Consider the following 12,900-nt stretch of genomic DNA (forward strand, 5'->3'; position numbering starts at 1 on the left):
GTTTGCTCGTCCTCATTTTGTCCACACTAAGAAAAATTGTTGTGCGGGGCAGGTGTGGGGAACTGTTTACGTATATTGTGTCAGGGCTCACCACGTTTTTTATCGTGTATTTGTTAATGCCAGTAGCAGATTGGCTGGCGTGGAAAACGAAGCTGCTGGATATGCCTAAAGGCAGGAAGGGGCATAGCAGACCAATGCCATTATCTGGTGGACTGGCAATGTTCGTCGGTCTGCTGATAGTGACAACTTTTTTTGCAGGGGCGCAAAAAACCGTTGCAGTTTTGGCAGTTGGAGGCGCTATGCTGGTAGCTATCGGTTGGGTCGATGATACCTACAAATCCAGGCAAAAGGATTTTCCTGCATTGCCCAAGCTGCTTGTTCAATTGCTAGTTGCTGTCTTTGCTTTTGTGCTGGACATCCGGTTTCGCGGAATCAGCTTGTCGTGGATTGGAGAAGACGGAACCTATATTTCTTTTCCGCTCCTCGTTTCCCTTCTGGCAACGGTTCTATGGATTGTCGGGCTGATCAACATGGTCAATTTTTTGGATGGGGTGGACGGGTTGGCAGCGGGGGCAACTGTTTTTTCGGCTGTAACGCTTTTTTTCCTGTCGATGGTCAGGGAACAAGATCTGACAGCATTACTGGCGGTGGCGCTAGCGGGTGCTGCCTTGGCATTTTTACGCTTTAATTTTCATCCGGCAAAAATCTTCATGGGGGACGCAGGCTCCATGTTCTTGGGTTTTTCCCTGGGGGTTATTTCACTTGAGGGGACGATGAAGGGGGCAACGCTCATTTCGCTCGTTGTGACTGTGCTTGCGCTAGGTCTTCCTGTCATCGATACGATTCAGGTCATGGTCAGCAGGCTTTTGGCGGGCTCTCCAATGCATCAGGCAGACCGGCGGCATGTTCATCATCGGTTAATGTCACGTGGCTTGTCAGCAAAGCAGACGGTCGTCGTCTTGTATTTCGTCAGCTTTCTGCTCTCGGCATTGTCTGTGTTTTTGTTTTTATTGTAGAGGGAAGCACTTCAATAAAAAAGGCCACACCAAACTTCCTTGGCGTAGCCTGCATCATTTCATGATGGGATGGGGTCCTCGAAAAATAAAAACTGGTTGCGACCGGTCGCCTTGGCCCGATACAGTGCTTTGTCGGCATAGGCCAGGAGCTGGTCAGCGTCAGTGGCAGAGGTCGGGTAAAGAGCGACGCCGATACTCGTGGTAAAAGAAAACTCTTGCCCATCGATTACCCATGGATGCTGAAGGGATTGTAAAATGCGTGTCGCTACCTTTTCGACTTGCAGCTTTGTGTGAACGCCTGTGAGCAGTACAACAAACTCATCTCCGCCCAGGCGGGCAACGGTGTCACCATCACGTACACAGGACTTGAGTCGCTCGGCCAGCATTTTTAGAAACGTATCCCCAGTATTGTGTCCCCATGTGTCGTTAATCTCTTTAAAATGATCACAATCGAGAAAAAGAACAGCGACCAACTCGTCGTTTACTCTGGCTGCTGTCAGAGCATCATGCAGATTGATATGAAGCAGACGCCTGTTTGGTAATCCCGTTAGCACATCATGATACGCCATGTATTCCAGACGTGTCTCCAGCTTTTTGCGCTCGGTAATATCCCGCGTCACGGAAAATACATGTGTACATACGCCATCTTTGTTGTAGACGGGCGACAGAATCGACTCGCCAATCACTTCACCGTTCGTCGTATAGTGGATGGGTTCCCCATTTTGCACCGCTTTTTGATACATTCTGTTCAACAAGGCTGCTTTTTCTTCCGGATATACATCCTCGATTCGCTTTCCGTATGCTTCCTCGGATAGATCTGCAACTTGCATAGCGGCTGGATTCATCAGGACATAGCGAAAATGGTAATGCTTCTCCGCCGATTCTTCCACAGACATGAGAAAGAACATGTCTGACATATGATGAAATAAGCTGGTCAGGATATCCCCGTGTTCACTAATCAGTGTTGCGATGTCGAGCTTTTTCATATCTGTCTTCTCCTGAATGTAGGCTTGTCCCCATTATTATAGTATAGCAATATGGCCTAAGAAAATGATGAGTCATTGGTAATAGTGTAGGGTTTACTGCATGTTAGTGGAGTGGTAAAGTAAGGATATTCGAGTACAGGTTGTCTAATCGAAAGTGAACAAGGAGTTTGTTTTATGCGCAAAAAGCTGCTTCCAGGTCTCATCCATCGTCTTCCACAGAATGCGATGTCTCGGACTATGGGAAAAATTACCGCTTCCGGTTTTAGTCGATTAGCCATTCAACGATACATACGGCACTATCAGATTGATACTTCGATCATAGAAAAACCGGTAAAGGAATACCGTACGCTCAAAGAGTTTTTTACACGTCGTCTGAAGCCAGAGGCAAGGCCAATTGCTCCGGGAGCAGATACGATTGTCAGCCCGGTGGACGGAACTGTTTCACAGCTTGGGGATATTTGTGAGGGTACCTTAATCCAGGCAAAAGGAAAAGAGTACGATGTGTCGCAGCTCTTGGGTGGTTCTGAAGAAGCGAAGCGCTACTATGGCGGAAAGTTCATCACCATTTATTTGAGCCCTCGCGATTACCATCGAATTCATATGCCAGTTGCAGGGGATCTTACCTGCTATTGCTACTTGCCAGGGCGTTTGTATCCGGTGAACCAACTGGGGATAGAAAACGTAGACTCCCTGTTTGCCAGAAATGAACGATTGGTTACCCATTTCCAAACGGATGGCTTGGGAGACATGGCACTGGTCAAGGTCGGCGCTCTGTTCGTTGGCAGCGTCAAGGTCTGCTACAATACGGCAACAACCAATATCAAGAATGGCCAGCAAACGCATGAGAAAATTGCAGGCACCCCTCATTATGAAAAAGGGGCAGAGCTCGGCTGGTTTGAATTTGGTTCCACTGTGATTCTGTTACTTGAATCCAACCAACTGGAGTGGGCAGCAGGAATTGAAAAAGGCCAGAGCTTACTCATGGGTCAAGCATTGGCAAAAAAGAAGTCACAGCCCCAATAGAATCGATGAAACCGATAGAAGAAAAGGTCCAGGGCATTTTGCCTTGGACTTGTTTTTTAACGTCTCGTCTAAATCTGTGCTTTCTTAGTCAATCTTTTTTTGTCGAAATAGTTTTGTTTACAGTGTGTATATCCCCGCGAAAATTGACTGAACCCGCTGTTTTCAAGTAAGATCAAAGTTATGTGATACGATTCGGAGGTGGAAAAAATGAGTGCCATTACTCGCAAGGAAGTAGAACATGTAGCTAATCTGGCCCGCCTGCAGCTAACAGAAGAAGAAGCTGAGCGATACACAAAGGACCTCAATGCGATTCTGGAATTTGCAGCCAAGCTAAACGAGCTGGATACATCGAATATCGAGCCGACCAGTCATGCAACTGATGTAAAAAACGTCATGCGTGAAGACGTTAACCGACCATCCCTGCCGCGTGAGGAAGTGCTGAAGAACGCACCGGATCACGAAGAAGGACAATTCAAGGTACCAGCTGTATTCGAATAGGAAAAAGGATAACGAGAAGGGAGGAACCCACTGTGTCGCTGTTTGACAAGCGATTGTCGGAGATACATAGCGCCCTGCGCGCAAAAGAACTGTCTGTGACTGATCTGGTGCAGGCTTCCATCACCAGCATCAAGGAGCATGATGGAGAAATCAAGTCTGTACTGCACGTAGATGAAGAAGGAGCACTTGCCAATGCCCGTCAATTGGACGAGCGTCTGGTCAAGGAAAACGAGGAGCTGGGGCTTCTCTTCGGCTTGCCTGCTGGACTCAAGGACAACCTGATTACAAAGGATGTACGCACAACCTGCGCCAGCAAATTTTTGGCTAACTACGATCCTGTTCACGATGGAACGGTTTCGAAAAAAGTAAAAGAAGCAGATGCGGTCATGGTAGCGAAGCTGAACATGGACGAGTTTGCTATGGGCGGCTCCAATGAAAATTCGGGCTTCTATCCAGCCAAAAACCCATGGAACACCGATTATGTTCCGGGCGGCTCCAGTGGTGGATCAGCGGCAGCGATGGCTGCGCGTCATTTTTATTTTACACTTGGCTCTGACACGGGCGGATCGATCCGTCAGCCAGCAGCTTTTTGTGGTGTCGTAGGCTTGAAGCCAACGTATGGCCGTGTCTCCCGTTTTGGACTGGTGGCATTTGCCTCCTCACTGGATCAGATCGGACCTGTGACCAAAAACGTCGAGGATTCCGCCTATGTCCTGCAAGCCATCGCGGGACATGATGAGTATGATTCGACTTCTGCCAACGTAGCAGTCCCAGACTACCTCTCCGCACTGACGGGAGATGTTAAAGGGCTGCGCATCGGTGTACCAAAAGAATTGATCGGCGAAGGCATTGACGCTGAGGTTCGCGATGCGGTTCTGGCAGCATTGAAGCAACTGGAGAGCATGGGCGCGACATGGAGCGAGGTTTCCATGCCACATACGGAATATGCCGTTCCAGCGTATTATTTGCTGTCCTCTTCGGAGGCTTCCTCCAACCTGGCTCGCTTTGACGGCGTTCGCTACGGTGTGCGTGCAGACAATGCAACAAACCTAATCGAGCTGTACAAAGAATCCCGCAGCCAAGGCTTTGGGCCAGAGGTAAAACGCCGCATTATGCTGGGAACGTATGCCTTGTCTTCCGGCTATTACGATGCGTATTACAAAAAGGCACAACAAGTGCGCACCTTGATTATTCAAGACTTCAACAGCATTTTTGCTGATTACGATGTGATCCTGCATCCGACTACGCCGTCTACGGCATTCAAAATCGGAGAAAATACAGACGATCCAGTCAAAATGTATCTGGAAGACATCTGCACCGTACCTGTCAATCTGGCTGGCTTGCCAGCAATCAGTGTGCCATGCGGCTTCGCTAAAAGCGGTTTGCCGATCGGTTTGCAGATTGTGGGACGAGCGTTTGATGAATCCACTGTGCTGCGCGTAGCACATGCCTATGAGCAATCCGTGGGCTTTCACCAGCGCAAGCCGGAATGGGTAAGGGGGTAAGGCGTCATGAGCAAGTACGAAACCGTCATCGGCTTGGAGGTCCACGCCGAGCTATCGACGAACAGCAAAATTTTCTGCGGCTGCAAGACAGAGTTTGGTGCGCCACCAAATACGCATACCTGCCCGATTTGCTTGGGACATCCAGGTGTGCTTCCGGTCACCAACAAGCAAGCTGTGGAATTTGCTATGAAGGCAGCACTCGCGCTCAACTGCGAGATTTCCCGCGAGACCAAGTTTGACCGCAAAAACTACTTCTATCCGGATTCGCCAAAAGCGTACCAAATCTCGCAGTTTGACCAGCCGATCGGCTACAATGGCTGGATCGATATCGAGGTAAACGGTGAGACAAAACGCATCGGGATTACGCGCCTGCATCTGGAAGAAGACGCTGGTAAGCTGACCCACAGCGATTTTGGCGGAGAGTCCCTGGTAGACTTCAACCGTGTCGGCGTACCTCTGGTAGAGATCGTTTCCGAGCCAGACATTCGCACACCGGAAGAAGCCAGAGCCTATCTGGAAAAGCTCAAAGCGATTATCCAGTACACCGAAGTATCCGACGTACGCATGGAGCAGGGCTCCCTTCGTTGCGATGCCAACGTATCCATCCGTCCATATGGTCAAGAAGAGTTCGGAACCAAGGCAGAGCTGAAAAACATGAACTCCTTCCGCAACGTCCAAATGGGCTTGGAGTACGAGGTGCTCCGTCAAGCGGAAGTGCTGAACTCGGGTGGCAAGGTCGTACAGGAAACGCGCCGCTGGGATGAAGCCAACAAGAAAACATTGACGATGCGTTCCAAAGAGGAAGCGCACGACTATCGTTACTTCCCAGACCCTGACCTGGTGCGTATGCAGATTTCCGAAGAGTGGATTGAAGCTGTTCGTGCTTCAATTCCTGAGCTGCCGGATGCGCGTCAGGCTCGCTATGTAAACGAGTTTGGACTGTCAGCGGCAGATGCCGGAGTGATTACGATCTCCAAAGAAACAGCGGATTTCTTTGATGAGACAGTGAAGACTGGTGCAGATCCGAAATCGGTTGCCAACTGGCTGATGGTAGACCTTCTAGCTCACCTCAATGCCAACAACCTGGAATTTTCTGATGTGAAAATGACACCACGAGGCTTAGGCGAAATGATCAAGCTGATCGGAGATGGCACGATTTCCTCCAAAATTGCCAAAACCGTCTTCAAGGAGATGGTGGAGACTGGCAAAGAGCCGAAGAAGATCGTCGAGGAAAAAGGACTGGTGCAAATCAGTGACGAAGGCGCACTCCGCCAGATCGTCATCGATGCGGTCAATTCCAATCCACAAGCCGTAGCAGACTTCAAATCCGGAAACGAGAAGGCAGCAGCTTTCTTTGTCGGGCAGGTGATGAAGCAGACCAAAGGCAAAGCGAACCCGCCAATGGTTAATAAATTGATTCAGGAAGTATTGAACAGCCTGTAGGCAATAAGACCAAACAGCACTTTCCAAAAGGAGGGTGCTGTTTCTTTTGTCATGCATCATTGGTCATGTGCTAAATCCTACCATTAGAGGTAATATAGACAGTAAGAAAGCAATGCTAAGCGAGAAGGAGAAACTCGAATGAAACGTAATGTTCAAAATGCCGCAATGGTTCTATCAGTAGCAACCATTCTATCAGGTCTGCCTGTTGCAGCTTTAGCAGCAAGTCCGCAAGCACTCGCTCAAAGCAGTGCAGCAACAGCAGCAACGGAAAGCATCAAGCTTCCAGCAGCAACACAGAAAATGGTGGCAGCGCTGGAGAAGCTGGAGCCGGGACTAAAGGCGCTAACGGATCGGCAAGTAGAAAGTAGTGAGACCTACATCTATTTGGATTGGCTAGATCCCAAGCGTAATGGGGACTATGCCTTTTTCACCTTTGATCTGAAAACGGGCAATTTAGTAAGTTATGAGGCTTATTTAACCAGTTGGAGAACGGCACAAAAGGCGACAGACGATACTATCTTGAAAAAGGTAGAGCAGGCTGTTGTGGAGGTATGGGGGGCAGATAAGCGCAAAACGATGGGGAATCCGAGCCTGTCTGCTTACGAGGAAGAAGAAGCGGGAGATGAGATGCGCGAGCTGTTGATCGGTTCGCGGACAGTTTTTTATCCCGTCTTGCTGAATGGTCTGGAAATAGATGGAGGTAATTTCGGCATTGGGTTTAGCACCGACCTGGCTGGACATATCGAGGAGATCAACGTCCGTGAAGCCAATTTAAAAGATGTAAAGGTACCTGATGTGAAAACAGCGCTGACTCCAGAAGCCGTCAAAAAGCAATACTTTAACACGGCAGCTTTTGACCTCGGCTATGTACAGGATGGAAAAGATGGCAAACCCGGCATGCACTATGTCCTCCGTTATGCCCCGATATTTGATGCAACCTCAGGCAAGCTGGTTGATGAATGGCTCGGCACAGAAATCGCGGATGATACCAAGCGCAAAGAGGCCAATTTCAAAAATATAACGCTGAAGCCGCAGGCGAAATCCCTTGCTGTGAAAGGGGAAGCGGATGCGAGAAAGCTTGCTGCCAGCATGTTCGGAATGGATATGAAGGAAGACGATTGGTATTTATCGCAAGAGCAAGATGACCAGTCTGTTACCTACTCTTTCTCCAATGACGATTCGGATTCCGTTTCGTTAACTGTAGATGCTGCGACGGGGTTGGTAACGGACGCTAATCATTGGGAGCAGGAAGTGGAGAGCAAGACTGTTCTATCGAAAGAAGAGACTTTGAAAAAGGCGATTTCTTTTATCGAGCCATACGCAGTGTCTACTTCTAGCAATGTGCAGGTAGAAATCTATGATCCGGTCAAGTCTGCGCCATTGGCAGATTGGATGAAGAAAATCGATAAGGAAATGGGCGTCGAGGAAGAAGAAGAGCCTGGCCATATTTACGGATTCAGCTTTAATGAATTGCACAAAAATACTCCTATTCTGGATCGCTATTACTGGGTGCTCGTGGACAGCAAAAACGGCAAGATTGTACAGTTCTCTACAACCTTGCCGATGAAGGACGCTACTTTCCCAGAACCAAAGGTGGCAGTGACAGAACCGCAAGCAGTAGAAAGCTTCGTGAAAAACTTGCCGCTGAAACAATCGTACATCTGGCCAACGTACTATGGAACAAAAGGACCTGAGCTGAAGCTGATCTATACCATTGATACCAGCAAGGGCTGGCCTTATGTCGATGCGGTAGATGGGACATTGAACTGGGATGAATAGGACATAAGACTTCCCGCATGTTTGCTACTATGCTAAATTATACCAATATAGGTATTGAAATAGCTGTAGCAATCTTTATGTGAGAAGGAGAAACGTCCTATGAAACAAATGATGCGAAGTACCGCCATGCTTCTGGCTGCTGCCACGATATTGTCTGGTGTACAAGGCCGGTCTATAGCAGCCAGCCCTGAAACACTTGCGCAAGTCACAGGGACTTTTGAGTCATATGCTAGCTATGATCTCCCTACGAGTGCGGTGAAGGTAGTAGCTACACTAGAAAAGTTCATTCCAAGATTAAAAGCATTAACCGTGCGTACAGTTGATCAAAGCGATGACGGAAAATCTGTATATCTAACTATGGAAGATCCGAAGAATCCAGAATCCTATGCCTCGCTTGAGTTTGATCTGGGAACGGGTCTATTAATGGGCTATCAGGTTCCTATTCAAGAGGCGGCATCAGGGAAAAGGGAAACATATGAATTTATCCAACAACGTGTAGATCAGTTGGTTATGGAGATTTATGGGTCAGAAAAAAGAAAAATGATTGGTGAGCCGCATTATTATAGCGATGAGCAAGATGAGCAAGATGAGCAAGACGATCCCATTGATTCTGAATTTACGTTTCATGTATCTACAGAAGTTTTCTATCCGTATCTAGTGAATGGCTTGGACTTAGAGGGAACGGATTACGGTCTGTTAATCCAAACAGAAGCAGACGGGGATATCATCTCAATTTCTTTAAATATACCGAACCTGCAAGGAACAAACGTTCCTGATCCAAAAGGGGTACTCAAGCAAGATGTTATAAAAAAACAGTATTTTACCCCTAGTTCGTTCGACCTTGGGTACTTTCGGGAAGGCTATGCAGGCACACCCGAGCTTCTCTATGTCTTGAGGTCTCTGCCCGTTTTCGATGCGACAACAGGTAAAGCAATCGACTCAATGAATGGTGCAGTAATCGAGGATAACAGACGAAATTCTGTGAACAACAAAAAAATTACACTAACGCCTCAAGCAAGGCCACTCATAGTAAACAATGAGTTGGATGCTAGCAAAATTTTATTCACGATGTTTGGGGTGGATACAAAGGAAGACTATGCTCGCTATTATAAACATGAGTATAGAGATGAATTGGAATATCACTGGTCTAATGAATTCCCTAATTTTGGGAGTTCTGGCGTTTCTGTAAATCCAACAACTGGTCAATTAATAAGTGCAGGGGTTGTGACACAGAGTCCAGAAATACCTGTCAATTTGACGAGAGACGAGGCATTGAAAAAGGCCATTTCCTTTCTAGAACCATATGCCTTAACAACATCGGCTACGATGCGGGTAGAAATTGATGAACGTGTGAGACCTATACAATTGACCAACTGGATGAAAGAAGTTGAAAAAAAAGAAAAAGGTGATGATAAAGACTTAGAACAGATCTATAACTTCACCTTTTATGAATTGCATAATAATGTACCTGTATTCAATCACTACTATAACGTCAATGTAAACGGAGCAAGTGGTAAGGTCGAACACTTCCGGACAAGCTTGCCAATGAAGGAAATTGCTCTTCCAGATGTAAAGCTCGCTGCGACAGAACAGCAAGCTTCGGAGTTTTTTATTAAAAATGTGCCACTTCGCCTGTCTTACCGCTGGCCAACGTACTATGGAGTAAAAGGACCTGAATTAAAACTAGTCTATACCCTCGACGATAGTAAGGGCTGGCCTTATGTCGATGCGTTGAGCGGGACATTGAAATGGGATGAATAGGACCCAGGCAGGATCATGCGGACAGCTTCTCTAGCATAAGCTCCAATAATGCAACAGCCTTGCGTTCCTGATTCTCGATTCCTTGCAGAATAGCAGTAGCCTGCTTGCTTGGCTCAGGAGCATTCGGCTCTCCGCCAGCCGGGAACGGAAAGAGCTTGCTCAGCTTGGTGAATTCATCTGCGATTTGCCCGTACAAAGCTGAGGCTTCCAAAACCATCGGACGAATCTGATCAAATGCAGGATCATTCCACGTCGCAGCGATCTCACTCCAAAACAGGGAGGCGTTGCGACGTGCATTTTCTGCAACCGCTATTGTATAGGCGTTGCCGTTTGGCTCGATGCTGCCTTGCTGGAAAGCCTCCAGCCATGCTGTGTAGGCCATCAGCCCGTTAGCGCATGCTTTATCCGATCCTGCACCAGCGTAATGACGAAGAGCAGTGTCAATTGCTTTTGTCAGCATGGTTCTTTGATCGATCTCAACTGTTTTTTCGATAGCCAAGACGAACAATTCCTCTACCAAGCCGCGCCCCAGATGTTCAAAAGCGACCGTTTTATCGTGACCGCAATTATCCCCTGCATACAGCTGCTTGCTTTCGTCATCATACCCGTAAATCAAACCAAACTCAGGGATAAACAAATCCCAGGCAAGAACCGGATACCCACGATTAATCGAGCGGTGTACCAGCTCCAGCGCTTGTGGAAGTAGTGTCGGTAATGGGCGCTTCTCGCGGGCTTCAGCACTCAGCAGAGAGGGAGCTACCTGATTCGCATTCTGACCAGACGCACAATCTGCTGCTTCGCCGCCAACCACTTTCGACTCAAAGCCCATATTGCTGAGACCCTCCTGCAAAACATCTGCAAAAGGAAACATCGTAGGACCTGCAATATGAATTTCCTTTGGAACGACAGTCAAGCGGAAAGCATGCCCGCTGAGACCAAGCACCATGGGAAGCGACAATTTGCGATCTGTATACTCGATTAATCCATGTAAGGCCGCAGCGCATGTAATCCAAGTTGGCAGTGTAAATGCTTCCGGTTTTCTCAGTACGGTTTGATTCATCATTCCCGCATCCTTTCGCGTCTTCATGTATTGGTCAACTACGATACGAGTCTTTTCTTGAATCAGTTTTTTGCGGGAACGGGACAGAACCTGGTAGACATTTGCCTGAGACATCTCGAACAGCCGTCCAATCTCTGTCGGGGACAGATGGTCAAAAAAGTGGGACTCCACAATCCGACGCTCCCGAGGATTCAGGCAATGCAGCATGCCCGTGATCGTCTGCAGCAGCTCACGGCGCACGATTACCTCAGAGGGATCACCAGTATGCTCCATTGCAGGTGACCATGTGCGGCCGAGACGATGCAAAATACTGTCGAGGTCTTCCCAATCGGTTGGCTCCAGATCGTGGGACGGGTTGATCAGTCCAGTGAAAAGCTGCTCCCGTTTGTGCGGTCCTTTTTGCAGGCGAGTGTATGCCTGATTACGCACGATACGGTGAAGCCAAGGAAGAAACCGGCGACTGTCCACGAGCGTACCCAAGTGCAAAAAGGCACGGATAAGGGCATCCTGCACAATATCCTCCGCCAGAAAGGCTTCACGTGTATACGAGCGTGCATAGCCGTATACTTTGGAGCGGTGACGTCGAACCAGCTCTCCGAAGGCTTCCTGATCACCTGATTTTGCCCGTTCTACCAGCGTTTCGTCTTCCTCATGCGTTTCTTCCTGTTGTAGCAGATCTGACTGATAACCCATACGTTCCATCGCAAAAAACCCCTCGTTGTTAATTGACATATAGCATAGACTCCGGATGCGTTGATTTTCTGACAGTCATCTTACCTTTCTTTGAAAAAAAGATACAACTGGCAGATTTGTAAGAAATTCCGCTCTCCCCTATAATGAACATACACGATGAAAAAGGGGGAAGGAAGTATGATGAAGCTGATTTCGGTTACGGGAGAAAGCGTGCCACCGGGAAAAGGTGGATCACCATCCGATACATTTGATCGTTCCATCGCCATATGGGAAGAAAACGGCAGTCAAAAAACGGTAACGGTAACGTATGTACGCTATTTTGGCAAAGTACTAGCAGAGCGCGGAATTTACGACCAAGAAACAGAAAGCATTCCTGTGAGCCACCTGGTTGCCGTGTTATTTGAGGAAAAGCATCCCGGAATAAAGGAAAATCGTCATTATATTAATAATACCGATGATTTTGTTGAGCTGTTTGCCGACTTTTCGCTGTCCAAATGGAAAGAGCGCTATCCTGGCGTGACAGGAGTACCCCAAGCCTAAGTTTGACATGCTCGGCTGGGGAGATTCATTTGTTTAACTGTCGAAAAATTCTGATCAGTAGATGTGAATAGATGCTGGGTCTACTGGTTGGGCATGCTATGATCAACCAATTATTGGAGGTCATGTGCATGTTCGCGTTTTGGCTATCTACTTTTCTTACGCTCTCTGTCCTGCAACCTGGTGCATTCTTCTACCAGCAGGGGAAAGCTACCACGCAATTGTTGACTGTGCAAGAGTTCGATGCCTTTGTGCAGGACTGGAAACAGGGACAGGAGCTGGCGCTTCGGCATCCGTTATTTGATTTGACGCGAGTATCCGCTGGGTCTGGTGGAGTTGAGGCCATCTCTTTTGCAGGAGTGGCGCATGGTCAGCGAGGGGATATTTCCCTTGTCTTTTATACAATGGATGGGGATCAGGTGTATACGCCGCCCGGTACGGTCGCGAATGCACATGTGGATGAAAAACAAAAAGAGTTTCACATTGCCGCAGTAATTCCACGGCTTCTCCAGGGGCGCACAGGAGTTGTACAAGTGACATTCCAAGGAGAAAAACGAGCAGCATATTTGCTCAAAGTACAGTTTTAACGAGTAGAAATA

General features: G+C 47.9%; 11 protein-coding genes. 9 read left to right on the forward strand and 2 right to left on the reverse strand.

What is annotated here, in order from left to right; genetic code table 11:
- The first annotated feature begins 2 nt into the window (after positions 1-2).
- Positions 3-1,016, forward strand: coding sequence for an MraY family glycosyltransferase (locus ADS79_RS01240; protein WP_236699845.1), 1,014 nt, complete (start codon positions 3-5; stop codon positions 1,014-1,016).
- 59 nt (positions 1,017-1,075) lie between these two features.
- Here the strand turns inward: ADS79_RS01240 and ADS79_RS01245 are convergent, their stop codons facing one another.
- Positions 1,076-2,002 (reverse strand): diguanylate cyclase domain-containing protein, encoded by a 927-nt coding sequence (locus tag ADS79_RS01245; RefSeq protein WP_049736598.1) that lies wholly within the window; start codon positions 2,000-2,002, stop codon positions 1,076-1,078.
- Positions 2,003-2,176: 174 nt separating this feature from the next.
- On the opposite strand from ADS79_RS01245, the gene asd reads away from it, so the two are divergent.
- The 6 genes from asd (at position 2,177) to ADS79_RS01275 (ending at position 10,011) form a co-directional block, all read left to right on the forward strand.
- A complete protein-coding gene (gene asd, locus ADS79_RS01250; protein ID WP_049736599.1) occupies positions 2,177-3,025 on the forward strand; it encodes an archaetidylserine decarboxylase in 849 nt (282 codons plus the stop codon).
- 207 nt (positions 3,026-3,232) lie between these two features.
- Positions 3,233-3,523 (forward strand): Asp-tRNA(Asn)/Glu-tRNA(Gln) amidotransferase subunit GatC, encoded by a 291-nt coding sequence (gene gatC, locus ADS79_RS01255; RefSeq protein ID WP_049736600.1) that lies wholly within the window; start codon positions 3,233-3,235, stop codon positions 3,521-3,523.
- 32 nt (positions 3,524-3,555) lie between these two features.
- Positions 3,556-5,028 carry an Asp-tRNA(Asn)/Glu-tRNA(Gln) amidotransferase subunit GatA gene (gatA, locus tag ADS79_RS01260; protein ID WP_049736601.1) on the forward strand — a complete coding sequence of 491 codons (1,473 nt, stop codon included), beginning with the start codon at positions 3,556-3,558 and terminating at the stop codon, positions 5,026-5,028.
- 6 nt (positions 5,029-5,034) lie between these two features.
- Entirely contained in the window at positions 5,035-6,471 is a 1,437-nt protein-coding gene (gene gatB / locus ADS79_RS01265) for an Asp-tRNA(Asn)/Glu-tRNA(Gln) amidotransferase subunit GatB (protein WP_049736602.1), read from the forward strand.
- Between the two features lie 138 nt (positions 6,472-6,609).
- On the forward strand, positions 6,610-8,250 hold the full coding sequence (locus tag ADS79_RS01270) for a YcdB/YcdC domain-containing protein (protein ID WP_049736603.1): 1,641 nt from the start codon (positions 6,610-6,612) through the stop codon (positions 8,248-8,250).
- Positions 8,251-8,349: 99 nt separating this feature from the next.
- Positions 8,350-10,011, forward strand: a complete 1,662-nt coding sequence (locus ADS79_RS01275; RefSeq protein WP_049736604.1) for a YcdB/YcdC domain-containing protein — start codon at positions 8,350-8,352, stop codon at positions 10,009-10,011.
- A gap of 13 nt (positions 10,012-10,024) precedes the next feature.
- On the opposite strand, the gene ADS79_RS01280 is transcribed toward ADS79_RS01275, so the two are convergent.
- The gene (locus ADS79_RS01280; RefSeq protein WP_049736605.1) at positions 10,025-11,773 is read right to left on the reverse strand and encodes an RNA polymerase sigma factor; all 1,749 of its coding nucleotides are present in this window, start codon (positions 11,771-11,773) and stop codon (positions 10,025-10,027) included.
- Positions 11,774-11,941: 168 nt separating this feature from the next.
- On the opposite strand from ADS79_RS01280, the gene ADS79_RS01285 reads away from it, so the two are divergent.
- Positions 11,942-12,304 (forward strand): hypothetical protein, encoded by a 363-nt coding sequence (locus ADS79_RS01285; RefSeq protein WP_236699846.1) that lies wholly within the window; start codon positions 11,942-11,944, stop codon positions 12,302-12,304.
- 128 nt (positions 12,305-12,432) lie between these two features.
- Positions 12,433-12,888, forward strand: a complete 456-nt coding sequence (locus ADS79_RS01290) for a hypothetical protein (protein ID WP_049736606.1) — start codon at positions 12,433-12,435, stop codon at positions 12,886-12,888.
- Positions 12,889-12,900: the final 12 nt, after the last annotated feature.

It is taken from the genome of Brevibacillus reuszeri (assembly GCF_001187725.1).
GTDB classification, from domain to species: Bacteria; Bacillota; Bacilli; order Brevibacillales; family Brevibacillaceae; genus Brevibacillus; species Brevibacillus reuszeri.

Excerpts from the sequence above, each read along its gene's own strand:
- ADS79_RS01245 (WP_049736598.1), bottom strand. The coding sequence starts at position 2,002 with ATGAAAAAGCTCGACATCGCAACACTGATTAGTGAACACGGGGATATC.
- asd (WP_049736599.1), top strand. The coding sequence starts at position 2,177 with ATGCGCAAAAAGCTGCTTCCAGGTCTCATCCATCGTCTTCCACAGAAT.
- gatC (WP_049736600.1), top strand. The coding sequence starts at position 3,233 with ATGAGTGCCATTACTCGCAAGGAAGTAGAACATGTAGCTAATCTGGCC.
- gatB (WP_049736602.1), top strand. The coding sequence starts at position 5,035 with ATGAGCAAGTACGAAACCGTCATCGGCTTGGAGGTCCACGCCGAGCTA.
- ADS79_RS01270 (WP_049736603.1), top strand. The coding sequence starts at position 6,610 with ATGAAACGTAATGTTCAAAATGCCGCAATGGTTCTATCAGTAGCAACC.
- ADS79_RS01275 (WP_049736604.1), top strand. The coding sequence starts at position 8,350 with ATGAAACAAATGATGCGAAGTACCGCCATGCTTCTGGCTGCTGCCACG.
- ADS79_RS01280 (WP_049736605.1), bottom strand. The coding sequence starts at position 11,773 with ATGGAACGTATGGGTTATCAGTCAGATCTGCTACAACAGGAAGAAACG.
- ADS79_RS01285 (WP_236699846.1), top strand. The coding sequence starts at position 11,942 with ATGATGAAGCTGATTTCGGTTACGGGAGAAAGCGTGCCACCGGGAAAA.
- ADS79_RS01290 (WP_049736606.1), top strand. The coding sequence starts at position 12,433 with ATGTTCGCGTTTTGGCTATCTACTTTTCTTACGCTCTCTGTCCTGCAA.